The sequence below is a fragment of the Candidatus Planktophila dulcis genome (genome assembly GCF_002288225.1).
GTDB classification, from domain to species: Bacteria; Actinomycetota; Actinomycetes; order Nanopelagicales; family Nanopelagicaceae; genus Planktophila; species Planktophila dulcis.
In genome coordinates this window covers 1,092,019-1,117,292 of the sequence record NZ_CP016777.1, presented here as the reverse complement: position 1 = coordinate 1,117,292, position 25,274 = coordinate 1,092,019, and the positions used below count along the sequence as shown (strand labels likewise).

Here is a 25,274-nt window from a genome sequence, read left to right as displayed (position 1 = left end):
CGTTACCTGAACTTCCTAGGTAGAGCAGTCCCAACACCTCTAGATTAGCCCAGTCGAAGATTCACGCACCCTCGTGAATCGAGGCTCGTTGAACTTTCAACCCTCAGAGAAAAGGACGAAGATGTCAGAAGAGCAGAACATAGTTTCTCGTCGCTCAGTACTCAAAGGCGCAGCAGTCGGTGGAGCAGCACTTGCCGCCGGTAGTTCGCTTTCAGCTGGTACTGCAAGCGCAGCAACACGTTTAAAGGGCAGCACAGTCAAGTGGACAACACGTGGCGGCGGAGCAACAGGCGATGCAATTGCTAAGGCTGTCAACGATGCATTCACAAAGAAGACCGGAGCAAAGGTTGTTGCTCAGCAAGTTAACTCAGATGACTTCCAGAACAACTTTGCACAAATCATGCAGGGTTCACCTGATGATGCATTTGGTTGGATGGCTGGATATCGCTCAAACCACTTCGGTGAGAGAGGTCTTCTTGCAGATCTCACACGTGAGATTGCACGTCTGAAGGGATCACTTCCAACAGCAGCAATCAAGGGTGCAACAAGCCCTGTATCAAAGAAGCCTTACATCCTCCCAACTACTTACTACCCATGGGCTTTGCACTACCGCAAGTCAATGGTTAAGGAAATTGGAATGAACCCAGAGAAGATTGATAACTGGGATGACTTCGTTAAGTTGATGACTCTTACACAGAAGAAGGGTCTTGTTGGATACTCACTCGGCGCAAAGGGCGGCTGGGAAGCAATGGGAACATTCGATGTTCTCAACGCACGTGTCAACGGCTACAAGTACCACATCGACCTACTTAACGGTCGCGCAAAGTGGACAGATGCTCGCACAAAGGAAACATTCAAGTACTTCGCACAGCTCATCCCATTCATGAACGAAAACGTCATGGATATTTCATGGGACGGCATGCGCGATCTTCTTCTCCAGAAGAAGACAGGCGCAATGTTGATGGGTTCATGGTTTGCAAATGACTTCAAGGCGAAGTCACAGGCAGATTACGACGATCTATGGGTAGTTCCATTCCCAGAAATCAACCCTAAGTTCGGTATCGACACAATTGATGCACCACTAGATGGTATTTCAGTTGCTGCAAACGGTAAGAACGTAGCTGGCGGTAAGGCCCTTGCAGAATTCTGGGCATCACCAGAAGGTATTGCACAAGCTGTCAAGGCTGGCGATACAAATATCTATGTATCGAAGTCATTTGATACATCAGCTTACGATTCATTCAACAAGCAGAAGCTTGCAGTTCTTGCAGCAGCAAAGAACATCATGTTCTTCTTAGATCGTGATGCTCGTGGAGACTTCGCTGGTCCAATTGTCGGACCAGCTATCCAGAACTTCATTAAGAAGCCTTCTGATGTCAACAAGATCCTCGAAAACGTACAAGCACAATGGGATGCACTTCCAAAGAACTAATTTCTTAGTTGATAATTAGTTCAAGTGCTAGTAAGTTAAAGGTATGAAGACGGCGGCTACGGTTCAACAGAAGCGTAGCCGCCGCTCTCTTTCTAAAACAGATCGCTTTACACTCGCAACATTCGTTGGAATTCCAACTCTGCTTCAGATTATTCTTCTCTGGGTTCCAGCAGTTGTCACAATTATTCTCTCCTTTACATATTGGAACGGTATTCGCCTTAAGGATATTCAGTGGGCAGGAATCCAGAACTATAAAAATATCTTTGTAAATAACCCACTTTTTTATCAAGCACTTAAGAACAACGCAATTTGGCTTGCATTCTTCGTTCTTATTGCAACCCCGCTAGGGATTTTGCTTGCCTACCAAATTGACCGTGGCATTAAAGGTCACGCTTTCTATGAATCTATTTACTACTTGCCTGTAGTTCTATCTCTGGCAGTAATCGGAATTATCTGGAACTTTATGTTGCAGCCTGGTGGTTTTGTGCAGGGCCTTATGGGTCGCGATATTGGTAATGCAATCTCGATTTGGGGTAACGAAAAAATCAATACCTGGGTCATTTTAGGTATCGCCTCGTGGCGCCATATTGGCTACATCATGCTTCTCTATTTATCTGGCCTTAAATCAGTCGATCCAGCTCTTAAAGAAGCAGCTGCAATCGATGGCGCTACAGATTGGGAGATCTTCCGCAAGATTATCTTGCCGACAATGCAGCCTGTAAACATCATCATTGTTGTTATCACACTTATTGAATCGCTTCGAGCATTCGACTTGGTGTACATCATCTACGGAAGTCCAACAATCTTCCCACTGCTCAACCTTTTGGTATTCCAGAACTTTGCGGGCCAGGGTATTTCAATGAAGGGTGCGGCATACGCAGTCATCCTTCTTATTCTCTGCATCGTTCCGATCATTACTTATCTTCGAATTAGTTTTCAAGAGGATCTCAAATGAGTACCGGTGTAGTTCGGAGCGCGGAATACCGCGACAGCCAGAAGCGTAAAGACACATTCATCTCAATCTTTATTGGCATCTTTGCCTTTGTCTGGATCTTCCCAATTCTCTGGACAGTCTGGACCTCACTTCGTCCATATAACGACATCATCTCTTACGGAATTTTCTCGTGGCCACGCCGTTTAACCTTTGATAATTACATCAACGCAATTCAAGAGATGAAGATTGGTGTTTATCTACTCAACTCATTACTTGTGACCGTTCCATCAGTCATCTTGACTCTATTCTTCGGCTCACTCGTTGCATTCGTAGTGACTCGATATCAGTACAAATTTAACCTCGGACTTCTCTTGCTCTTCACAGCAGGAAATATGCTTCCAATCGTTCTCACATACATCCCTGTCTTCTGGATGTTTATCTGGATCGGTGAGCTCTTCGGAAACAGAAACCTCTTGTATAACAACTATGGCGGCTTGATTCTGGTTCACGTGGGATTCCAGGTGGGCTTTGCAACCTTCGTTCTCTCTTCCTATATGAAGACGATTCCGAAAGAGATTTCAGAGTCAGCAACTATCGATGGAGCCAACGTCTTCCGCCATTACTGGAACGTCATCTTGCCTCTCTTGCGCCCAGCTCTTGCTGCGCTCAGCGTGCTCATGACTACATGGATCTATAACGAATTCTTCTGGGCACTTGTATTGATGTCTGATGACTCAAAGCGTCCAATTACCTCAGCACTTCGACGTCTGCAGGGCCAGTACGTCACAGACTTCAACTTGTTAGCAGCCGGTGCGATCATCGCAGCAGCCCCTACAGTCATTATGTTCTTTGTGCTGCGTAAGCAATTTATCGCAGGTCTTACCCTCGGCTCTACAAAGGGTTAATTACAAAGCTGCGTAATCAATTTTGATGCAGCGATCCATGACAACAGATAGCCCAGCCTCACTGCCTTGTGTTGCAACCTCTGGAACGGAAATTCCTAACTGTAACCAGATTGCGCTAGCACCAATTTCAATGCTCTCATCCAGAACTGCCAGGCAATCTGCAGGTTTGCGAAATACATCGACGATATCGATGTGAACGTCAATCTCTTTGAGCGATTTATAGACCTTCTGACCCAGAACGTTCTCCAAGAGCGGGTTGACGAAGAACAATTCAAAGTGAGAGTTCTCGATGAGGTACTTGGCAACGCCATGGCTTGCCCGGTCAGCTTTATCTGAAATCCCAACAATGGCAACTGTCTTTGCTGTGCGGAGAAGTTCAGGAATGTCTCCAGGCGCTAGATGCATCTGAGCATCTTACTCAGGCGTAAACTCTCACCTGATGATAAAGCGCATATCTAAGTTATTTTCGGACCGAAAGTATTGGGTCCGTCTTATTGCCATTGCTGGATTATCTGGAGGTGTGGCTTGGTTCTTAGGCGATCTCTTGATTCAAGATGGCGGAGTAGTAGCAGCCATCGTCTCCACACTCAGCATCCGAATCTCACTGCACAAATCCTTACGTGAAGGATTTGGTCAGATTGTGGGAACAGCTATTGGTGCCGGCATAGCGTTGCTCACGGTCTCACTCTTTAGCTTTGGATTTCTTGCAATTGCCACAACAATTATTTTGTGTGCTGTTGTTGCGCGCGCACTGCACTTAGGTGAAGTGGCCTCAGTGAACGTTCCTGTTACCGCTCTCATCGTTATTGGACCTGGAATTTCTCAGAACACTGCCGTGCATCGCTTGGGATCGACCCTCATTGGGGCAGCCGTTGCAATCTTCTTCTCATACTTCTCTGTATCAAACACTCCTATTGATAGAGCGAGAATGCAGATCAGATCAGTCTCCGAGAAAGCTGCAGCACTTCTTGCTCAGATGTCTGAAGGAGTGGCAGCTGGCTACACGCAAAAGGATGCAGGTAAGTGGCTTGCGCAAGCTCGCCTGCTTGTTGAAGAAGTACCTGCCATTCGCGCACAATCTGTTGAAGCACGCAGCCATGCTCGATGGTTTCCCACCGCTGAGAAAGATGTGGCGGAGGAGATGTATATCGAGGGAATTGCGACAGAACATACCCTCGTGCAAGTTCGCACGATTGCTCGCACTCTCTTTGATTCTTCAGTTGAAGGAGGCATTGCAGATTCCACAAAGAAGCAGATTGCAGTGGCACTCTCTGCGGCCAGCTATGCCATCTCTGCCCATGTTGATTTACCCGATGACATCAATGATTTCTCTTCATCTCCCACAGATGATGCACGAGAGGCAGGCTCAGCCCTTGCCGAAACCTTGATTGAAGATGGCAAAGATGTGGATCAAGATCAGATTGTTAGGGGACTATCGATTGTTGCCAATATTGGAATCATTGCCGATTCACTGGATCAGAATTCTCCAGCTCTGAAAGATGTAATTACCCCAGATGAGCCTGCAAAATCTAAGGTCTTGGAAGTCTCACCGCTTGAGCAGACCGCAACTCTTTGGAATAGACTAGTTAAATCAATCAGAAAGTACTTCTAGGGAGAATTTGATATGTGTAGCAAGGTTGAATGTAAGAAGTGTGGGAAGCCAACATGGCAAGGTTGCGGTGAACATATTGAAGAAGCCCTAGAAGGAATTGCTCTCGAAGATCGCTGTGCTTGCTAGTGAAGGCGATACAGATAACAGCATTCGGTGGCCCTGATGTCATGAAGTATGTGGATGTTGCCGATCCCGTTGCAGGTAAAGATGAAGTAGTCCTTGATGTCACTGCAGTCGGAATTAACTATGCGGATACGCATCAGACAGAGAATTCATATCTGTCGCCACAAACTCTGCCAATGATTCCTGGTATTGAAGTTGTTGGCACACATGGCGGCAAGCGTTACTTAGCTAGCGTCTCATCTGGGGGATATGCCCAGAAAGCTATTGCTCATACATCTGTCCTCTTTCCTATTCCTGATGCAGTCACTGATGAGCAGGCGCTGTGCATGTTGGTGCAAGGCGCAACAGCGTGGCACTTGCTTAAGACGATGGGTAACCTTCAAAAGGGTCAATCTGTTGTTGTGCATGCAGCAGCTGGTGGCGTTGGCACGATTGCAATTCAACTTGCAAAGATGTGGGGCGGCAAAGTTATTGCCGTGACTTCATCCGATGCCAAGGCAGCCCTTGCTAAGTCGCTCGGTGCAGATATCACCGTTGATGCAAAGTCAGCTGACCTAAGCGCTGCACTTCGTGAAGCAAATGGTGGTCAAGGAGTAGATCTTGTTCTTGAAATGGTCGGTGGAACAACATTTGATCACAGCCTTGCAGCCCTTGGTGCATTTGGAAAAATCATCACCTTTGGAATGGCATCTCGCACAGCTCCAACTCCTATTCATCCAGGTGCTTTGATGCATGGTTCAAAGACTGTTTCTGCTTTCTGGCTAGCAAATTGCTTTGGAAGTAAAGAGATGCTCAATGATGTTGTGGCGCAGCTCTTCCAATTAGTCGCTGATGGAAAACTCAAGCCAGTCATTGGCGCGACATATCCACTGAGTGAGGCAGCAGCTGCTCATCATTCAATGCTTGCTCGTGAATCAACGGGCAAAATTGCCCTTGATCCTGCGCGGTAATTGATGCGAATTTTCTACTTTTACCCTTAAGCCCTAGACTCCTCTCTCTACCATTGCCCCCCTAGCTCAGTCGGTAGAGTGTTTCCATGGTAAGGAAAAGGTCACCGGTTCGATTCCGGTGGGGGGCTCGCAAGCTGCAATATAGAAGTGATAATTAAATAAGTACTACAAAAGTTCGTTCCACCCTTGGCGGGGTAGCTCAGCTTGGTAGAGCAAGCGGCTCATAATCGCTGTGTCGTGGGTTCAAATCCCGCCTCCGCTACTAGTAATACTGTGTGGAATACGCACGGATTTCACCAATAAAGGTGCTTCAGGTAATCTAAGCGCCTGTTAGTTCGATATCTACGAAGGAGTCAACACCATGGCAAGTAAGAGCGCGGACGTTCGTCCAAAGATCACCATGGCATGCGTGGATTGCAAAGAGCGTAACTACATCACTAAGAAGAACCGCCGCAACGATCCAGACCGCATGGAACTTAAGAAGTTCTGTCCACGTTGTAAGTCTTCAACTCTTCACCGCGAAACCCGCTAATGCTCAACCCCGATTCGGTCGGGAGTACCTTCGCGGGTACAGATTCAGTAACCCTTTCTCAATCTGAAATCGATGCCTTCTGCGCTGCCATCGGCGAAAGCAATACAACAATCGCACCGCCCACATTCACCATCCGCATCACCCTGACTCAATTCGAAGAGATTCTTACGCGTCCTGAAATTGGACTCGATTGGTCGCGCTTAGTTCATGGAGATCAGAAGTTTGAAATCTTCTCACCCGTTAAGGCCGGCGATAACCTGACATGTGCTGCAACTATTGAGAGCTATCGCGTAGCTGCCGGAAATGAAATTGTCTCTGTGCGCTCAGATTTACATCGCGATGGCAAGCTCGTTATCTCCGCCTGGTCCACATTGGTGGTGCGAGCATGATTGAAGTGGGCACAGTATTGGATGAGAAAGTTTTCTATCTCGATCGCGCTCTGCTTAAAGCATATGCCGATGCATCAGGGGATCAGAACCCAATCCACCAGAATGAAGAGTTTGCAGTATCTGTGGGACTTCCCAATGTGATTGCCCACGGCATGCTCACCATGGCTCTGGTTGGAAAGTATGTATCTGACTTTGCGGGTGGTTCTGTCAACGTTCTCGAATACAGCGCACGATTTATTAAGCCTGTGATTGTTCCTGCTGGTGAGAAAGTAGATCTCACAGTCACTGCAACCGTTGCTGAAGTTGCAGATGGAAAGATTTCACTTTCTTTGAGTGCAACATCTGCAGGTGTAAAAGTTCTAGGAATGGCAAAAGCGGTAGTAATCAAGTGAGTGCGCCAGATTCAGTCCACGAGTTAGCAAAGGCTCGCCTTGCAGCTCGCGCGGAGAAGAACTTCGCTCTCTCAGATCAATTACGTGATGAGATTGCAGCTCAAGGATTTGAAGTAGTCGATAGTGCTGGGGGATATGAACTTCGCCCCAAGAAGCGCTTTCCTACCTATGAATCAACGCGCGATATTCGCCCTATTAATTCAGGCAAATTTGAGATCACCGTTGCAATGATTATTGACAGCTTCCAAGAAGATGCTGTCACAACTATCAAAACAATTAAAGAACATAGCCAGTGTGCGATTGCGATATTGGTAGTCGGTGACCCAGGAGTTCTAGTCAACGAACTTGATTCACGCACATCGTTAGTTCAACTCACAGAAGACTTTGGTTGGGGAGAAAGTGCCAACGCACTCCTTCGTAATGTCACCAGTGAGTTCATTGTGATTATGGATCCCTCCACTCGCTTTACGGGCGATGCCATCACTCCAGTTCTTGCAGAACTCAAAAAACGAGAATTCGTTGCCGTTGGTTGGCGCGGGGGACTTATCAATCTTGAAGATGATTGGCGAAGCGTTGACGATAAGGGCGCTGGCGAAGTCGATGTTCTCTTTAGCTACTTTCTTGCCATGCATCGTGAGGATGCACTTGCTGCACGCGGCTTTAGCAATCGCGCGCTCTATTACCGCAATGCAGATATTGAATTCTCGCTCAACCTTCGCCATTCCAATGGCCGTTTACTGCAGATAGATTTACCACTGGAACAAGATCGCCATCATGGTTATCACGATACTGACCCTGAATATCGTGATGCTCAATCGAAGAAGAATTACGACCGCATCCTCGAGCGCTTCAGAGGCAAGACTGCAATATTGAGTCCACGCAGGTAGCCTTAGAACATGGCTGACCTTCGCGATTACACATCTTTGCGTGTGGGCGGCCCTGCCAAGAAGTTTGTTGAAGTGGGCACAGAAGCAGAAATCATTGCAGCGATTGAGGCTGCAGGTGATACCCCGATTCTCATCATCGGGGGAGGAACAAATATCCTCGTTGCAGATAGTGGTTATGAAGGAACTGTTATTCGCATTAAGAGCCACTCGATGCAATCTGAAGTTGATGCATGCAGCGGTGCAACACTGACAATTGGTGCAGGTGAGAACTGGGATGAATTCGTTGCAGTAACACTTGATCGTGGCTTTGCAGGTCTTGAAACCTTAAGTGGAATTCCTGGCACGGTGGGAGCTGCGCCGATTCAAAATATTGGTGCCTATGGCCATGAAGTTGCTGAGTTTATTACTCGCGTGCGCACATATGACCGCCAAGCAAAGGGACTTAAGACTTTCACAAATTCTGAATGTGAATTCTCCTATCGCAATTCACACTTTAAATCACACCCTGGTCGATATGTAGTTTTGGATGTGCAATTTAATCTGCGCCAAGGTGAGATGACTACCGCTATTACCTATGCAGAACTTGCAAAGAAGTTAGGTATTGAAGTGGGCGAGAAGGCACCTATTGATGCAACGCGTAAGGCTGTTCTTGAACTGCGTGGGGCCAAAGGAATGCTTCTTAATCCCAGCGATCGTGACTCATGGTCTGCAGGATCTTTCTTTACCAACCCCATCGTCTCTAAAGAGATTGCAGCAAAGTTGCCTGAAGGTGCACCTCAGTGGCCAACATCAGATGGCATGGTCAAGACAAGTGCTGCGTGGTTGATTGAACATGCAGGTGTACACAAGGGCGATAGCCATGGTGGTGCACGCGTTTCAACGAAGCATGTTTTAGCTTTAACAAATGCAGGAAATGCAACGGCTACAGATATTGCAGAGCTTGCAAAGAGTGCTCAGCAGAGCGTCTTTGAGAAGTTTGGAATTACCTTAGAGACTGAAGTTAACCTTGTGGGGCTTAGCCTCTAAATTACTCTGAGAGTAATTTCTTAATACGCCCAATACCTTCAACGATATCTTCATCGCTAGTTGCATATGAAAAACGTAGGTATCCAGATGGACCAAATGCTTCACCAGGAACCGCAGCAACTTCAACTTCATCCAAGATAATGGTTGCAAGCTCTGCAGAAGTATTGGCTACTTTGCCGCGGATAGTTTTGCCGAGAACGCCCTTCACTGATGGATATACATAGAAAGCACCTTGTGGTGTGGGGCATGTAAATCCTGGAATCTCATTGAGAAGTCCAACAATAAGTGTGCGGCGACGATTAAAGGCTTCACCCATCTTATGCACTGCATCGAGTTTGCCGGTAAGGGCTGCAATGGCTGCGCGCTGTGAAACGTTAGAGACATTGGATGTCAGGTGAGATTGCAAGTTAGTTGCGGCCTTGATGACATCTTTGGGACCGATCATCCAGCCCACACGCCAGCCCGTCATTGCATATGTCTTTGCAACACCGTTGATGATGATGCAGGTATCTGCAAGCCCTGGAACTACTACAGGTAGTGATGGGGCAGTAGCGCCGTCATAGAGCAAATGTTCATAGATCTCATCTGAAATAATCCAGATATTGTTCTTCAGCGCCCATTCACCGATTGCCTTGACCTGTGCAGGTGTATAAACAGAACCAGTTGGGTTAGATGGTGAGCAGAAGAGCAGAGCCTTTGTCTTAGGTGTGCGAGCAGCTTCAAGCTGTTCGACAGTCACAAGGTAGTTCTGTGATTCATCTGCAAATACTTCAACGCTCTTTCCGCCAGCTAATTTGATTGCTTCAGGATATGTAGTCCAGAAAGGAGATGGCAAGATCACTTCATCGCCTGGATCAATAATTGTTGCAAATGCTTGATAGACAGCTTGCTTGCCACCATTAGTTACGAGTACTTGATCAACTGTGATCTCATAGTTCGAATCACGCTTTGTCTTATCAACGATTGCTTGACGTAGTTCAGGTAGCCCTGGTGATGGTGTGTAGCGATGGTTTGCAACAACTTTCGTTGCAGCAGCAGCTGCTTCAACAATGTAATCAGGAGTTGGAAAATCTGGTTCGCCAGCTCCAAAGCCAATGACGGGACGGCCGGCTGCTTTGAGAGCCTTTGCCTTTGCATCAACGGCCAAAGTGGCTGATTCTGCGATAGCTGCAATTCGTGCGGAGATTCTGCTCATGGGGGAAGTCTGCACCATGACGAGCGTGCCTTGCGCGCTCAGATCCAGTGGCCCTGCCCACCCGGATTTTTGCCAGTTTTACTCTGCACGCCCCCTGCCCTTACACTTCGACGCTCACGATGAATTTCTTCCTCGCCTTGGCGCGCCTGAAAATTCGTCGCGAAGGGCAATAGCTCAATTGGCTAGAGTTGCCGTCTCCAAAGCGGCCGGTTGGGGGTTCGAGTCCCTCTTGCCCTGCAAGCCGCAGTAAAGAACGAACGCTCTACCGAAACGAAAGAAAAGGAAGTCACCATGACTGATGCAGTTGAAGTTACCGAGGAGAAGCTCGGAATTTTTGCGCGCGTTGGACTTTTCTATCGCCAGGTAGTTGGCGAGCTCAAGAAGGTTGTGTGGCCAACACGTAATATGTTGACCACTTATACAGCTGTTGTTCTCGTCTTCGTATCTTTCATCATCGCAGTCGTATCCATCATCGACTTGGTACTTACCAAGGTCGTCTTCTGGGTATTCGGATAAGGACCACGGATAATGACTGAAGAACTCAAGCCCGACGCATTTGAAGCAGCTCTTGCTGCCAGCGCTGAAGAAATCGCAACACCTGTAGTAGAAGTTATTGAAGCTCCTATTGCAGATGTCATCGTCGATGATCTCGCGCTCGCAAGCGATGAAGATGGCGATATCGAATCAGATGAGAATGATCCCAACGCAGAATTTCGTCGCACACTTCGTGCGGCTATCGGTGACTGGTATGTCATCCACTCATACGCAGGCTATGAGAAGAAGGTAAAGGGCAACCTTGCCAACCGTATTCAATCTCTTAATATGGAGGATTACATCTTCCAGGTTGAAGTACCTGAAGAAGAGGTTATGGAAGTTAAGAACGGCGCTCGCAAGATGGTTAAGCGCAATATCTACCCAGGTTACGTTCTTGTCCGCATGGATCTCACAGATGAGTCTTGGTCAGTAGTGCGTAATACTCCTGGAGTCACAGGCTTCGTTGGTAACGCGCATAACCCAAGCCCGCTAAGCATGGATGAAGTTGAGAAGATTCTTGCTCCACGTCCTGTGAAGAAGGCCGATAAGGCAGATATGAAGTTTGTTGATTTCGAAGTTGGCGAATCAGTCACCGTTATGGATGGCCCATTTGCAACGCTTCCTGCATCAATTTCGGAGATCATGCCAGAGCAGGCAAAGCTCAAGGTATTGGTATCAATCTTCGGTCGCGAAACACCCGTAGAACTTTCATTTGCTCAAGTACAGAAGCTTTAAGAAACCAATAAGGAAAAGAGAAGAGAAATGGCACCAAAGAAGAAGGTCACCGGATTCATCAAGTTGCAGATCCAAGCTGGCGCAGCAACACCTGCTCCACCAGTAGGTCCTGCGCTCGGACAGCATGGTGTGAACATCATGGAGTTCGTCAAGGCATATAACGCTGCGACTGAATCACAAAAGGGCCAGATCATTCCTGTAGAGATCACTGTCTACGAGGATCGCTCATTCGACTTCATCACAAAGACTCCTCCAGCATCACGCCTGATCCTTAAGGCAGCTGGAGTTGAAAAGGGATCAGCGATTCCTCACAAGAACAAGGTTGCAAATATCACCATGGCTCAGGTCAAGGAGATTGCAAATACAAAGATGGCTGATCTCAATGCAAATGACATTGATGCAGCAGCTTTGATCATCGCAGGAACTGCTCGTTCAATGGGAATCACAGTCTCTGCATAAGTAAATTTCTTATAGCCACGGTGGCTATGAGATGTGGGAGAACCGCGCTGGTTCGCTAACCACAACCGCTAGCTTGTAGAAATACAAGAAAGAAGGAAGAAATGAAGCGCTCAAAGAAGTACAACGAAGTAGCAGCGAAGGTCATCAAGGACCACCTCTACACACCTCTTCAGGCAGTAACACTTGCTAAAGAGACAACAACAACTAAGTACGACTCAACAATTGATGTTGCACTCGTTCTTGGCGTTGACCCAAAGAAGGCTGATCAAGCAATTCGTTCAACTGTTAACTTGCCACACGGCACAGGTAAGACAGCTCGCGTCTTGGTATTTGCTAACGGTGAGCGCGCTGAAGAAGCTCGCGCAGCTGGTGCAGATATCGTCGGTGGCGATGAACTCATTGATGAAGTTTCAAAGGGACGCCTGGACTTCGATGCAGTTGTTGCAACTCCAGATTTGATGGCCAAGGTTGGTCGTCTCGGTAAGGTCCTCGGAACACGTGGATTGATGCCAAACCCAAAGACAGGAACAGTGACAACAGATGTCACTAAGGCTGTTAATGACATCAAGGGTGGAAAGATTGAATTCCGCGTTGATAAGAACTCAAACCTTCACTTCATCATCGGCAAGGCATCATTTACTGCAGAACAACTTGCAGATAACTATGCAGCAGCTCTTGAAGAAGTACTTCGCGTGAAGCCAAACTCTTCAAAGGGTCGCTACATCGCAAAGGCTGTTGTCTCATCATCGATGGGACCTGGAATCGCTGTAGATCCAAACCTCACACGCGAACCATCAGCTAACTAGCTCTATTAGGCAGGGGATTTGACCAGTTCAGGTCCCCTGCTTAAGATTTACCCATAACCAAAGACCGCAGGTCAGGTTCGAAAGAACTTGATAATTGAGGAATCTCAGCCCGCGTAGGTGTTCACATTAATCCGTGCGCATTTACGCGTCACGGATTTTTTATTGCCTGTGGTCACTAACAGGAAAGGTGAACCGAATGGCTCGCCCAGATAAAGCAGCAGCAGTTGCTGAAATGACTGAAGACTTCAAGTCAGCTACTGCTACATACCTCACCGAATATCGCGGTCTTACCGTGACTTCGATGAAGGCTCTACGCCGCAGCCTTGGTGCAGATACCAAGTACAGCGTCGTAAAGAACACTCTTACAAAGATTGCAGCGAAGAACGCTGGCGTAGACATCTCAGATGATCTTCTCGCTGGTCCATCAGCTGTTGCATTCATTAAGGGCGATGCAATCGATGCAGCTCGTAACCTAAAGAACTTCCAGAAGGAAAATCCACTTCTTATCATCAAGGGTGGAATTTACGAAGGAAAGTTTGTTACAACAGCAGAGATCATGAAGCTCGCAGACCTCGAGTCACGCGAAGTACTTCTTGCAAAGCTTGCTGGTGCTATGAAGGGATCGCTTGCTAAGGCAGCGCGTACCTTCGATGCACTTCGCATCAAGATGGAGGCAGGCGCACCAGCGGCTGCACCTGTCGCAGAAGCTGCTCCAGCTCCAGTAGCTGAAGAAGCTCCAGCAGTAGAAGCGGAAGCACCAGTTGCTGAAGCAGTTGTAACAGAAGAAGTTGTCGCTGAAGTTGCTGCAGAAGCAACAGATGCAGCAGAAACTCCAGCGGAATAAAGAAAAGGAAAAATAAAAATGGCAAAGCTCTCACAAGCAGATTTGATGACACAGTTCAAGGAAATGTCACTTGTTGAACTCTCAGAGTTCGTCAAGGCATTTGAAACTGAGTTTGATGTAACAGCTGCAGCACCAGTTGCAGCAGCAGGTGGCGCAGCAGCAGCAGGCGGCGGCGCATCTGAAGCACAGGATGAGTTCACAGTTATCCTCGAAGAAGCAGGCGCACAGAAGATTGCGGTTATCAAGGAAGTTCGTAACCTCAACTCAGCTCTTGGTCTTAAGGAAGCTAAGGATCTCGTCGATGCAACTCCAGCAACCCTTCTTGAGAAGGTCAACAAGGAGACTGCAGATAAGGCAAAGGCAGCTCTTGAAGCAGCTGGCGCAAAGGTCACAGTTAAGTAAGTTTCTCAGAGAGAAGGCCCGGTTCCCGCATGGGGCCGGGCCTTTTTTATCCCCAACGGGCTGACAAATCCCCCTGCTTGGGGGTATAACCCTTCGGTTTGCCCCCATAGGGGGTGAGCCGATACTCTTCCCCTTCGCATATTTTCTCTAAAGGTCATTGCATATAGCGGTGGGGGCCTTCTAGTTGTGCGTGTCCATACATAAGTGCATATTGTCTGGAAGGACATCTCTTGGCCGCGAAAAAGAGTTCAACTGCCCCCCGTCGTATTTCGTTCGCAAAGATCCGTGAACCGCTAGAAGTTCCAAATCTGCTCGCGCTGCAAGTTGAAAGCGTTGACTGGTTACTTGGTAACGATCTATGGCGTTCACGTCTTGCTGAATCAACCAACACCAATCGTGGAGAACTTCCTGCGAAGTCCGGTTTGGAAGAAATCTTTGAAGAGATTTCACCAATCGAAGATTTCCAAGGAACGATGTCGCTCTCATTCCGCGACCACCGCTTCGAGCCACCTAAGTATTCAATCGCTGATTGCAAAGAACGCGATATGACATATGCACAGCCACTCTTCGTGACTGCAGAATTTACTAACAACGAGACTGGCGAAATTAAGTCGCAGACAGTCTTCATGGGCGACTTCCCTGTTATGACACCACGTGGAACTTTCGTTATTAACGGAACAGAGCGCGTTGTTGTTTCACAGATTGTTCGTTCACCTGGCGTGTATTTCGAACGTCAAATTGAAAAGACATCAGATAAAGATGTATTTACTTCAAAGATCATTCCAAGCCGCGGTGCTTGGCTTGAATTCGAAGTTGATAAGAAGGATCTCGTCGGCGTTCGTATCGATCGCAAGCGTAAGCAATCTGTAACAGTATTTCTTAAGGCTCTCGGTTGGACCGATGAACAAATTCGCACGGAGTTTGGTGACTTCGCTTCAATGATGGCAACTCTTGATAAGGACACTGTGAAGACACAGGATGAAGCGCTCCTTGATATCTATCGCAAGATGCGTCCTGGTGAGCCTCCAACGAAGGAAGCTGCACAGAACCTCATTGAAAACCTTTACTTCAACCCTAAGCGTTATGACTTGGCCAAGGTCGGTCGCTTTAAGGTCAATAAGAAGCTCGGTCTAGATCTTGAGCTCTCACAGAGCATGCTCACAATCTCAGATATCGTCGCAACACTTCGCTACCTCGTAGCGTTGCACCGCGGCGATCTCACAATGGATTACGGCCGCGAAGTTCGCGTTGAGAAGGACGATATCGATCACTTCGGTAACCGTCGCCTTCGTACCGTTGGTGAACTTATTCAGAACCAGGTTCGTATCGGACTCTCACGTATGGAACGTGTTGTTCGCGAACGTATGACTACACAAGATGTCGAAGCAATTACTCCACAGACGCTGATCAACATCCGTCCGGTTGTTGCATCAATCAAGGAGTTCTTCGGAACATCTCAGTTGTCACAGTTCATGGATCAGACAAACCCACTTTCAGGTCTTACACACAAGCGTCGTCTTTCAGCGCTCGGACCTGGCGGTCTCTCTCGTGATCGCGCGGGCTTTGAAGTTCGTGACGTTCACCCATCTCACTACGGTCGTATGTGTCCAATCGAAACTCCTGAAGGTCCAAACATTGGTCTTATCGGTTCGCTTGCAACATATGCACGAGTAACTGCATTTGGATTTATCGAAACTCCTTATCGCAAGGTTGTGAAGGGTAAGGTCACCGATCAGGTTGATTACCTCACAGCTGATGAAGAGGATGAGCACATCATCGCTCAGGCAAATGCTCCACTCACAGCAGATAGCCACTTCGCAGAAGCACGCGTACTCGTACGTCGTCGCGGTGGCGAAGTTGAATACATCATTGCTGATGAAGTGGATTACATGGATGTATCTCCTCGTCAGATGGTTTCTGTTGCAACAGCAATGATTCCGTTCCTCGAGCACGATGATGCAAACCGCGCACTCATGGGTTCTAACATGATGCGTCAGTCAGTTCCTTTGATGCGTGCAGAAGCACCATTTATCGGTACTGGTATGGAATTCCGCGCAGCTGTCGATGCTGGTGACGTTGTCACAGCAACAAAGGCTGGCGTAGTAAGTGAAGTCGCAGCTGATGAAGTTAAGGTCATGGGCGATGACGGTACTTACCAAACATATTCACTCGCTAAGTTCACACGTTCTAACCAGGGAACTTCATACAACCAGAAGGTTGTTGTTACTGAAGGCCAGAAGCTAGAAGTTGGCTCAGTCATCGCAGATGGTCCTTGTACACAAAACGGTGAAATGGCACTTGGTAAGAACCTCCTCGTGGCATTTATGTCATGGGAAGGTCACAACTACGAAGATGCAATCATCCTTTCGCAGCGCCTGGTTCAGGATGATGTTCTTACATCAATCCACATCGAGGAGTATGAAGTTGATGCACGCGATACCAAGCTTGGTGCCGAAGAAATCACTCGCGATATCCCTAACGTCTCTGAAGAAGTTCTTGCAGATCTCGACGAGCGCGGAATCATCCGCGTTGGCGCCGATGTTGTGCCAGGAGATATCTTGGTTGGAAAGGTAACTCCTAAGGGAGAAACTGAACTCACACCAGAAGAGCGTTTGCTCCGTGCAATCTTTGGTGAGAAGGCTCGCGAAGTTCGCGATACATCACTCAAGGTTCCACACGGTGAATCAGGAAAAGTTATCGGCGTAAAGATCTTCGAATCTGAAGAAGGCTTCGAGCTTCCAGCAGGTGTGAACCAGTTGGTTCGCGTCTATGTTGCGCAGAAGCGCAAGATTCAAGATGGTGACAAGCTTGCTGGTCGCCACGGTAATAAGGGTGTTATCTCAAAGATTCTTCCAGTGGAAGATATGCCATTCCTTGAAGATGGAACTCCAGTCGATGTTGTCTTGAACCCACTTGGTGTTCCAGGACGTATGAACGTTGGACAGGTTCTTGAAATGCACCTCGGTTGGGTTGCAAAGACAGGTTGGGATGTATCTGGTGTCTCTGAAGCGTGGGCAAACCACCTTAAGGAGATCGGCGCAGAAAAGGGCGCACCAGGAACCAACCTTGCAACTCCGGTCTTCGATGGTGCGTTAGAAGATGAAATTTCAGGTCTTCTCTCTTCAACACTTGCAAACCGCGATGGCAATCAACTTATTGGTCGCTCAGGAAAGGCTCGTCTATTCGACGGCCGTTCTGGCGAGCCATACCCAACTCCAATTTCAGTTGGATACATGTATATCTTGAAGCTCCACCACTTGGTTGATGACAAGATCCACGCACGTTCAACTGGTCCATACTCAATGATCACTCAGCAACCACTCGGTGGTAAGGCTCAATTCGGTGGTCAGCGATTTGGTGAGATGGAGGTGTGGGCACTTGAAGCTTACGGCGCCGCATACACACTCCAAGAGTTGCTCACTATTAAATCTGACGATGTTCTCGGACGCGTCAAGGTTTACGAAGCCATTGTTAAGGGCGAGAACATCCCAGAACCAGGTATCCCTGAGTCATTCAAGGTACTTATCAAGGAGATGCAGTCACTCTGCCTCAATGTCGAAGTCCTCTCTTCTGAAGGTGTCGCAATTGAAATGCGCGATAACGATGAAGAGATTTTCCGTGCCGCCGAAGAACTAGGTATCAACTTGTCACGAGTTGAGCCAAGCTCAGTAGAAGAAATTTAAGGAGCGAATCAATTATGTTAGATGTCAACTTCTTTGATGAACTACGAATCGGTCTTGCATCGGCTCAAAATATTCGTGATTGGTCATTTGGCGAAGTAAAGAAGCCAGAGACAATCAACTACCGCACACTCAAGCCAGAGAAGGACGGACTCTTCGATGAGAAGATCTTCGGACCAACTCGTGACTGGGAATGTTATTGCGGCAAGTACAAGCGCGTTCGATTTAAGGGAATCATCTGCGAGCGTTGCGGCGTTGAAGTAACACGCGCAAAGGTTCGTCGCGAACGTATGGGTCACATCGAGCTTGCAGCTCCTGTTACTCACATCTGGTACTTCAAGGGTGTTCCATCACGCCTTGGCTACCTACTTGACCTTGCTCCAAAGGATCTTGAGAAGGTTATCTATTTCGCTGCTTACATGATCACAGAAGTTGATGCTGAAGCTCGTGAAGAAGATATGCCACAGCTTGAGAAGAAGCTTGCTAACGATCGCAAGAAGATCGAGACAAAGCGCGATGTAGATCTTGATACTCGTACAAGGAAGCTCGAGGCAGATATTGCTGAACTCGAATCTGAAGATGCGAAGTCAGATGTGAAGCGCAAAGTTCGTGAATCTGCAGAGCGTGAGCTCAAGGCAATCCGCGAGCGTTCAGAGCGCGAACTCACACGTCTTGAAGATGTCTGGTCACGCTTTAAGAACCTTAAGGTTCAAGATCTCGAAGGTGATGAGAACCTCTACCGCGAAATGCGTGACCGTTACGGCATGTACTTCAAGGGAGATATGGGCGCTGCTGCAATTAAGCGTCGCCTAGAAACTTTCGACCTCGAGACAGAGCATGCAATGCTCACCGATCTTTCTGAAAATGGAAAGGGCGCAAAGAAGACTCGTGCTATCAAGCGCCTGAAGGTTGTCAACGCATTTATGACAACTACAAACCACCCAGCATCAATGGTTCTCGATTGCGTACCGGTTATCCCACCTGATCTGCGCCCAATGGTTCAGCTCGATGGTGGACGCTTTGCGACTTCAGATCTGAATGATCTCTATCGCCGCGTTATCAACCGTAACAATCGTTTGAAGCGTCTTGCTGATCTCGGTGCTCCAGAGATCATCGTTAACAATGAAAAGCGTATGTTGCAGGAAGCTGTAGATGCGTTGTTCGATAACGGTCGTCGTGGTCGTCCAGTAACTGGCCCAGGAAACCGTGCACTGAAGTCACTTTCAGACATGCTCAAGGGTAAGCAGGGACGTTTCCGTCAGAACTTGCTCGGAAAGCGCGTTGACTACTCAGGTCGTTCAGTAATCGTTGTTGGTCCACAGTTGAAGTTGCACCAGTGCGGTCTGCCAAAGCAGATGGCTCTTGAGCTCTTCAAGCCATTCGTAATGAAGCGTCTTGTTGACCTTAACCACGCGCAGAACATTAAATCTGCAAAGCGCATGGTTGAACGTGCTCGTCCAGTTGTGTGGGATGTTCTTGAAGAAGTAATTGCAGAACATCCAGTGCTCCTGAACCGCGCTCCTACACTTCACCGTTTAGGTATCCAGGCATTTGAACCACAACTGGTTGAAGGTAAGGCAATTCAGATTCACCCACTCGTATGTACAGCATTTAACGCTGACTTCGACGGTGACCAGATGGCTGTTCACCTTCCATTGTCTGCAGAAGCGCAGGCTGAAGCACGCATCTTGATGTTATCTTCAAATAACATCTTGTCACCAGCTAACGGTCGTCCAATCACATCTCCAACACAGGACATGGTTCTTGGTCTTTATTACATGACTATGGAACGTGAAGCAGAGCTTGGTGAAGGTCGCGCATTCGGATCTATCGCTGAAGCAATCATGGCTCACGATCAGCACTCTGTTTCATTGCAGGCAAAGGTCAAGATTCGCGTTAAGGGAGAAACTCTCGAGACAACTATTGGCCGCGCACTCTTTAATGAAGCACTGCCTGATGATTTCCCATTCGTTGATCACGATGTAACTAAGAAGGCTCTCGGCGCAATCGTCGACAAGCTTGCTGAGTTCTATCCAAAGGTCACAGTTGCACAGACACTCGATGCACTGAAGTCACTCGGTTTCCACTGGGCAACTCGTGCTGGCGTAACAATCGGTATCGAAGATGTTGTAACACCTCCTCGTAAGCGTGAAATCCTCGACGGCTATGAAACACAAGCTGACAAGGTTCAATCACAGTACGAAAAGGGCCTCATCACAGATGACGAGCGTCGCCAGGAACTCATTGAGATCTGGACTAAGGCAACTGCTGAAGTTGGAAAGTCAATGGAAGATAACTTCCCACGTCTGAACCCAGTCTGGATGATGGTCTTCTCAGGTGCTCGTGGAAATATGATGCAGATTCGTCAGATCGCAGGTATGCGCGGACTCGTTGCAAACCCAAAGGGTGAAATTATTCCTCGCCCAATTAAGTCCAACTTCCGTGAAGGCTTGTCTGTTCTTGAGTACTTCATCTCTACACACGGTGCACGTAAGGGTCTTGCAGATACAGCGCTTCGTACCGCTGACTCTGGTTACCTCACACGACGTCTCTGCGACGTTGCACAAGATGTGATTATTCGCGAAGAAGATTGTGGAACCGATCGTGGTCTCGCACTTCCCATCGCTATCCGTCAGCAAGCTGGCAACCTTGTTAAGCACGATCACGTTGAAACATCTGTCTATGGCCGCACATTGGCTGAGGACATTGAAGTCAATGGTGAAGTTCTTGCTAAGGCTGGCTCAGATCTTGGTGACCGCGTCATCGATGCACTTGTTGCAGCTGGAGTAGATGAAGTCAAGATTCGCTCAGTTCTTACTTGCGATAGCAAGGTCGGACAGTGCGCAGCTTGCTACGGTCGCTCACTTGCTGCAGGTCAACTCGTTGCAGTTGGTGAAGCAGTCGGAATTATCGCTGCACAGTCAATCGGTGAACCAGGTACACAGCTCACAATGCGTACCTTCCACACTGGTGGCGTTGCAGGTGATGACATTACTCACGGTCTTCCACGTATCGTCGAGCTCTTCGAGGCACGTACACCTAAGGGTGTTGCGCCAATCGCAGAAGCTGCAGGCGTTGTGACATTCCGTGAAGATGCAAAGGGTAAGAAAATCATCGTAACCCCTGATGATGGTGGCGAAGAAGTTGCTTACCCAATCACACGCCGTCAGAAGCTACTTGTTGAAGAAGGAACACGCGTTGAAGTTGGCCAGAAGATGGTCGTCGGCGCAATTGATCCAAAGCAGGTACTTCGTATTCTTGGACCACGTGCAACTCAGGTTCACTTGGTTAACGAAATCCAATCTGTTTACCGCTCACAAGGCGTAGGCATTCACGATAAGCACATCGAAGTAATCGTTCGCCAGATGCTTAAGCGCATCACAGTTCTTGAAGCTGGCGATACTGAAATGCTTCCAGGTGAACTCGTTGAACGCGGTCGCTTTGAAGCTGAAAACCGTCGCGTTGTTACAACCGGTGGCAAGGCTGCATCTGGTCGCCCAGAACTTATGGGTATCACCAAGGCATCACTTGCAACAGAGTCATGGTTGTCAGCTGCTTCATTCCAGGAAACAACTCGCGTGCTTACAGATGCTGCGCTCTCTGAGAAATCTGATCCACTCTTGGGTCTTAAGGAGAACGTCATCATCGGTAAGTTGATTCCAGCAGGTACAGGCCTTGCCCGTTACCGCAATATCCGAGTTGAGCCAACGGAAGAGGCAAAGGCAGCGGTTTACGCAGCTTATGACGAGTATGACTTCACACCATTTGATCAAGGTGGTTCAGGTGAAGCAGTTCGCCTTGATGAAGTGGAGATTCCTCGCTAATTCATTAGTGAGAAATACCCGTCGCAGATATTGCGGCGGGTATTTTTCTTTTCCCATTAGAATTTCACCATGGCTACAGTGGTGAAGATTGGCGATGAGTTGATCCTTGAGCTCTCCTTCTGGGAGAAGATGGGCGCTCTACATTCCAGCCCACGAACTTCTATCGATTCGGTTGAAAAGGTTGAATTCTTCGATGAGCTCTGGGGCTCATCCACCTTGCGAGGGGTCCGAGCCCCCGGAACTGCCCTGCCATACGTGGTCCTTTTGGGGACTTTGAGGGGTTTGGGATATCGAGACTTTGTGGCGATGAAGGGCAGGGGAGAAGGGGCAGTTCTGAGCCTAAAAAGTGGCCCTTTTGCCCGATGGATCTTCACTGTGAGGCAGCCAAAGTCGGAGATTCTGGCCCTGATGGGCGACACGCCGAAGGGGTAAAAAGGGCGAAAATGGGGCTGTCTTGGAGGCCTCAGGAGTAAAAGGGCCGTTTTGACCTTTCATGGTGCCTGCAGATACCTTTCTCCTCTGTGCTTTTACAAGCAACACACCCGACCGCGTGGGTCGGACAGTGAGCGTAAAAGTACGGATACAAAAAGGAGATATGTAGTGCCAACTATTCAACAGTTAGTGCGTCGTGGTCGTGCAGAAAAGACTACGAAGACAAATACACCTGCGCTAAAGGGTTCACCTCAGCGTCGTGGTGTGTGCACACGTGTGTATACAACAACACCTAAGAAGCCAAACTCTGCGCTTCGTAAAGTTGCACGTGTTCGTCTTACTAGCGGCATGGAAGTTACTGCATACATTCCAGGTGAAGGTCACAACCTTCAAGAGCACTCGATCGTTCTTGTTCGCGGAGGCCGCGTTAAGGATCTTCCAGGTGTTCGTTACAAAATTATTCGTGGATCACTTGATACACAAGGTGTTAAGAACCGTAAGCAGTCACGTTCACGTTACGGTGCTAAGAGAGAGAAGAAGGCTAGCTAATGCCACGTAAAGGTCCTGTAGTAAAGACTCCTGTAGTTGCTGATCCTGTTTACAGCTCACCAATCGTTACAGCGCTTATCAACCGTGTACTCCTTCACGGCAAGCGCTCAACAGCAGAAGCAATTGTTTACAACGCTCTCGAAGGCACACGCAAGAAGACAGATGTTGATCCACTGATCACACTCAAGCGCGCACTCGATAACATCAAGCCTGCTGTTGAAGTTCGCTCACGCCGCGTTGGTGGAGCTACATACCAGGTGCCAATTGAAGTCAAGGCTTCACGTTCTTCAACACTTGCTCTTCGCTGGCTCGTTGATTACTCACGTGATCGCCGCGAAAAGTCAATGTCAGAGCGTCTTCAGAATGAATTGATCGATGCAGCAAATGGTCTCGGAGCAGCTGTAAAGCGCCGCGAAGATACCCACAAAATGGCTGAAGCAAATAAGGCATTTGCTCACTACCGCTGGTAATCACGAAAACTAATACGAGAACTTACGAAACGTCGAGAAGAGGAATATAAGTGGCAACGTCAACAGTAGAGAAGATCGATCTGGCTACGGTTCGCAACATTGGAATCATGGCTCACATCGACGCGGGCAAAACCACTACTACTGAGCGCATCCTTTTCTACACAGGTATCTCATACAAGATTGGTGAAGTGCACGAAGGTGCAGCAACCATGGACTGGATGGAGCAGGAACAAGAGCGCGGTATCACTATCACCTCTGCTGCAACCACATGTATGTGGAAAGACCATCTCATTAACATTATTGATACACCTGGCCACGTTGACTTCACAGTTGAGGTAGAGCGCTCCCTTCGTGTGCTCGATGGCGCAGTTGCTGTATTCGATGGCGTTGCAGGTGTTGAACCACAATCTGAAACAGTATGGCGCCAAGCAGATCGTTACTCAGTTCCACGTATCTGCTTCATCAACAAGCTTGACCGCACAGGTGCTTCATTTGATAAGTGCGTAGGCATGATCAAGGATCGCCTCAATGCAGTAGCTCTTGTCTTGCAGCTTCCAATCGGAAACGAATCAGACTTTATCGGCGTCGTTGACCTCATTGCTATGAAGGCTCTCGTATGGCGTGGAGAGACTAAAAAGGGCGAAGATTATGCAGTTGAAGAAATTCCTGCTGACATGCTCGATAAGTGCAAAGCAGCTCGCGCTGAAATGCTTGAGACTCTTGCTGAAAATGATGATGCACTCATGGAGAAGTTCCTTGAAGGAATTGAAGTTTCAGAGGAAGAAATCATTGCCGGTATCCGTCGCGCAACAATCGCTGCAAAGCTCTCACCAGTTCTTACAGGTTCAGCCTTTAAGAACAAGGGTGTTCAGCCAATGCTCGATGCAGTAAACCGCTACCTTCCATCACCTCTTGATATCGATGCAATCGTCGGTACAGATATGGATGATGCAACTATCGAGATGAAGCGTCAGCCAAAGAATGAAGAACCATTCTCAGCTCTCGCATTCAAGATCATGACAGATCCACACCTTGGAAAGCTCACATTTATCCGTGTCTACTCAGGCGTTCTTGAGACAGGATCAACAATCCTTAACTCAACAAAGAACCGCAAAGAGCGCATCGGAAAGATTTACCAGATGCACGCAAATAAGCGCGAAGAGCGTGACAACGTAGGCGCAGGAATGATCGTTGCTGTGATGGGTCTTAAGGACACCACAACAGGTGAGACTCTCTGTGATCCTGCAAAGCCAGTAATTCTCGAGTCAATGGACTTCCCAGCACCAGTTATCTCTGTTGCTATTGAGCCAAAGACAAAGGGCGACCAAGAGAAGCTCGGCGTTGCTATTCAGCGTCTATCTGAAGAAGATCCAACTTTCCACGTTAATACTGATGAAGAGACAGGCCAGACAATCATCGCTGGTATGGGCGAGCTCCACCTTGAAATCCTCGTTGACCGTATGCGTCGCGAATTTAAGGTTGAAGCAAATGTTGGTAAGCCACAGGTTGCATACCGCGAAACTCTTCGTAAGCCAGTTGCACGCCATGACTACACCCACAAGAAGCAGACAGGTGGTTCTGGACAGTTTGCAAAGATTCAGATCGCTATCGAGCCACTTCCAACAGGTCAGGTTGAAGGCGGATATGAATTCGTAAATAAGATCACTGGTGGTCGCGTTCCACGCGAGTACATCCCATCAGTTGATGCAGGTTGTAAGGAAGCGATGACAGCAGGACCACTTGCTGGATATCCACTTACAGATGTACGAGTAACTCTTCTTGACGGCGCGTATCACGATGTTGACTCATCGGAGCTCGCATTCAAGGTGGCTGGTATCGCAGCATTTAAGGAAGCAGCAAAGCTTGCTGATCCTGCAATTCTCGAGCCAGTGATGAAAGTCGAAGTTGTTACCCCTGAAGACTTCATGGGTGATGTCATCGGCGATCTCAACAGTCGTCGTGGCCAAATTCAGGCCATGGACGAGCGGTCAGGTGCCCGCGTTGTTAGGGCGCTAGTTCCGTTGTCAGAGATGTTCGGCTATGTCGGCGATCTCCGCTCCAGAACACAAGGTCGCGCGAGCTACAGCATGGAGTTCGACAGCTATGCCGAAGTTCCAGGCAACGTCGCAAAGGAAATCATTGCGAAAGTTCGCGGCGAATAA

At 48.2% G+C, this 25,274-nt stretch carries 24 protein-coding genes and 3 tRNA genes; 25 read left to right on the top strand and 2 right to left on the bottom strand.

The window, feature by feature from the left end; genetic code table 11:
• Nucleotides 1–121 precede the first annotated feature (121 nt).
• The 3 genes from A1sIIA65_RS05770 to A1sIIA65_RS05760 are packed head-to-tail and all read left to right on the top strand — an operon-like array spanning nt 122 to nt 3,271.
• Nucleotides 122–1,432 (top strand): ABC transporter substrate-binding protein, encoded by a 1,311-nt coding sequence (locus tag A1sIIA65_RS05770; RefSeq protein WP_095676594.1) that lies wholly within the window; start codon nt 122–124, stop codon nt 1,430–1,432.
• Nucleotides 1,433–1,475: 43 nt separating this feature from the next.
• Nucleotides 1,476–2,387, top strand: coding sequence for a carbohydrate ABC transporter permease (locus A1sIIA65_RS05765; RefSeq protein WP_095676593.1), 912 nt, complete (start codon nt 1,476–1,478; stop codon nt 2,385–2,387).
• Entirely contained in the window at nt 2,384–3,271 is an 888-nt protein-coding gene (locus A1sIIA65_RS05760) for a carbohydrate ABC transporter permease (RefSeq protein ID WP_095676592.1), read from the top strand. The genes A1sIIA65_RS05765 and A1sIIA65_RS05760 overlap by 4 nt, the downstream gene beginning before the upstream one ends.
• Here A1sIIA65_RS05760 and A1sIIA65_RS05755 read toward each other — a convergent pair whose 3' ends face one another.
• Nucleotides 3,272–3,676, bottom strand: a complete 405-nt coding sequence (locus tag A1sIIA65_RS05755) for a CoA-binding protein (RefSeq protein WP_095676591.1) — start codon at nt 3,674–3,676, stop codon at nt 3,272–3,274.
• A 34-nt stretch (nt 3,677–3,710) separates the two neighbouring features.
• Between A1sIIA65_RS05755 and A1sIIA65_RS05750 the strand changes: the two genes are divergently transcribed.
• The 9 genes from A1sIIA65_RS05750 (at nt 3,711) to A1sIIA65_RS05710 (ending at nt 9,182) form a co-directional block, all read left to right on the top strand.
• On the top strand, nt 3,711–4,883 hold the full coding sequence (locus A1sIIA65_RS05750; RefSeq protein ID WP_095676590.1) for an FUSC family protein: 1,173 nt from the start codon (nt 3,711–3,713) through the stop codon (nt 4,881–4,883).
• A 125-nt stretch (nt 4,884–5,008) separates the two neighbouring features.
• Entirely contained in the window at nt 5,009–5,956 is a 948-nt protein-coding gene (locus tag A1sIIA65_RS05745) for a quinone oxidoreductase family protein (RefSeq protein WP_095676589.1), read from the top strand.
• A gap of 55 nt (nt 5,957–6,011) precedes the next feature.
• A tRNA-Thr gene (locus A1sIIA65_RS05740) sits at nt 6,012–6,084 on the top strand.
• Between the two features lie 60 nt (nt 6,085–6,144).
• Nucleotides 6,145–6,218 (top strand) — tRNA-Met (locus A1sIIA65_RS05735).
• 99 nt (nt 6,219–6,317) lie between these two features.
• Complete coding sequence (gene rpmG / locus A1sIIA65_RS05730) at nt 6,318–6,488, top strand: 50S ribosomal protein L33 (protein ID WP_017955317.1); 171 nt, start codon at nt 6,318–6,320, stop codon at nt 6,486–6,488.
• Nucleotides 6,488–6,877, top strand: coding sequence for an FAS1-like dehydratase domain-containing protein (locus A1sIIA65_RS05725; RefSeq protein ID WP_095676588.1), 390 nt, complete (start codon nt 6,488–6,490; stop codon nt 6,875–6,877). The genes rpmG and A1sIIA65_RS05725 overlap by 1 nt, the downstream gene beginning before the upstream one ends.
• Complete coding sequence (locus A1sIIA65_RS05720; protein WP_095676587.1) at nt 6,874–7,269, top strand: MaoC/PaaZ C-terminal domain-containing protein; 396 nt, start codon at nt 6,874–6,876, stop codon at nt 7,267–7,269. Before A1sIIA65_RS05725 ends, A1sIIA65_RS05720 begins: the two co-directional genes overlap by 4 nt.
• Nucleotides 7,266–8,156: a hypothetical protein gene (locus tag A1sIIA65_RS05715; protein WP_095676586.1), complete on the top strand. Its 891-nt coding sequence runs from the start codon at nt 7,266–7,268 to the stop codon at nt 8,154–8,156. Before A1sIIA65_RS05720 ends, A1sIIA65_RS05715 begins: the two co-directional genes overlap by 4 nt.
• Before the next feature lie 9 nt (nt 8,157–8,165).
• Entirely contained in the window at nt 8,166–9,182 is a 1,017-nt protein-coding gene (locus A1sIIA65_RS05710; protein WP_095676585.1) for a UDP-N-acetylmuramate dehydrogenase, read from the top strand.
• Nucleotide 9,183: 1 nt separating this feature from the next.
• Here A1sIIA65_RS05710 and A1sIIA65_RS05705 read toward each other — a convergent pair whose 3' ends face one another.
• Nucleotides 9,184–10,377 (bottom strand): pyridoxal phosphate-dependent aminotransferase, encoded by a 1,194-nt coding sequence (locus A1sIIA65_RS05705; RefSeq protein ID WP_095676870.1) that lies wholly within the window; start codon nt 10,375–10,377, stop codon nt 9,184–9,186.
• Nucleotides 10,378–10,540: 163 nt separating this feature from the next.
• On the opposite strand from A1sIIA65_RS05705, the gene A1sIIA65_RS05700 reads away from it, so the two are divergent.
• The 13 genes from A1sIIA65_RS05700 (at nt 10,541) to fusA (ending at nt 25,274) form a co-directional block, all read left to right on the top strand.
• A tRNA-Trp gene (locus A1sIIA65_RS05700) sits at nt 10,541–10,614 on the top strand.
• Between the two features lie 54 nt (nt 10,615–10,668).
• Nucleotides 10,669–10,893, top strand: coding sequence for a preprotein translocase subunit SecE (gene secE / locus A1sIIA65_RS05695; protein ID WP_095676584.1), 225 nt, complete (start codon nt 10,669–10,671; stop codon nt 10,891–10,893).
• 12 nt (nt 10,894–10,905) lie between these two features.
• A complete protein-coding gene (gene nusG / locus A1sIIA65_RS05690) occupies nt 10,906–11,646 on the top strand; it encodes a transcription termination/antitermination protein NusG (RefSeq protein WP_095676583.1) in 741 nt (246 codons plus the stop codon).
• A 27-nt stretch (nt 11,647–11,673) separates the two neighbouring features.
• Entirely contained in the window at nt 11,674–12,105 is a 432-nt protein-coding gene (gene rplK / locus A1sIIA65_RS05685) for a 50S ribosomal protein L11 (protein ID WP_095676582.1), read from the top strand.
• 101 nt (nt 12,106–12,206) lie between these two features.
• Nucleotides 12,207–12,911, top strand: a complete 705-nt coding sequence (gene rplA / locus A1sIIA65_RS05680) for a 50S ribosomal protein L1 (protein WP_095676581.1) — start codon at nt 12,207–12,209, stop codon at nt 12,909–12,911.
• A 196-nt stretch (nt 12,912–13,107) separates the two neighbouring features.
• The gene (rplJ, locus tag A1sIIA65_RS05675; protein ID WP_095676580.1) at nt 13,108–13,755 is read left to right on the top strand and encodes a 50S ribosomal protein L10; all 648 of its coding nucleotides are present in this window, start codon (nt 13,108–13,110) and stop codon (nt 13,753–13,755) included.
• 18 nt (nt 13,756–13,773) lie between these two features.
• Entirely contained in the window at nt 13,774–14,157 is a 384-nt protein-coding gene (gene rplL, locus A1sIIA65_RS05670) for a 50S ribosomal protein L7/L12 (protein ID WP_095676579.1), read from the top strand.
• Nucleotides 14,158–14,387: 230 nt separating this feature from the next.
• Nucleotides 14,388–17,840, top strand: a complete 3,453-nt coding sequence (gene rpoB, locus A1sIIA65_RS05665) for a DNA-directed RNA polymerase subunit beta (RefSeq protein WP_223298517.1) — start codon at nt 14,388–14,390, stop codon at nt 17,838–17,840.
• A gap of 14 nt (nt 17,841–17,854) precedes the next feature.
• Nucleotides 17,855–21,661 carry a DNA-directed RNA polymerase subunit beta' gene (locus A1sIIA65_RS05660; RefSeq protein ID WP_095676577.1) on the top strand — a complete coding sequence of 1,269 codons (3,807 nt, stop codon included), beginning with the start codon at nt 17,855–17,857 and terminating at the stop codon, nt 21,659–21,661.
• Between the two features lie 69 nt (nt 21,662–21,730).
• The gene (locus tag A1sIIA65_RS05655) at nt 21,731–22,093 is read left to right on the top strand and encodes a hypothetical protein (RefSeq protein ID WP_095676576.1); all 363 of its coding nucleotides are present in this window, start codon (nt 21,731–21,733) and stop codon (nt 22,091–22,093) included.
• Between the two features lie 168 nt (nt 22,094–22,261).
• Nucleotides 22,262–22,642: a 30S ribosomal protein S12 gene (gene rpsL / locus A1sIIA65_RS05650; RefSeq protein WP_095526877.1), complete on the top strand. Its 381-nt coding sequence runs from the start codon at nt 22,262–22,264 to the stop codon at nt 22,640–22,642.
• Nucleotides 22,642–23,112: a 30S ribosomal protein S7 gene (rpsG, locus tag A1sIIA65_RS05645; RefSeq protein WP_095676575.1), complete on the top strand. Its 471-nt coding sequence runs from the start codon at nt 22,642–22,644 to the stop codon at nt 23,110–23,112. The genes rpsL and rpsG overlap by 1 nt, the downstream gene beginning before the upstream one ends.
• Nucleotides 23,113–23,162: 50 nt before the next feature.
• On the top strand, nt 23,163–25,274 hold the full coding sequence (gene fusA, locus A1sIIA65_RS05640; protein WP_095676574.1) for an elongation factor G: 2,112 nt from the start codon (nt 23,163–23,165) through the stop codon (nt 25,272–25,274).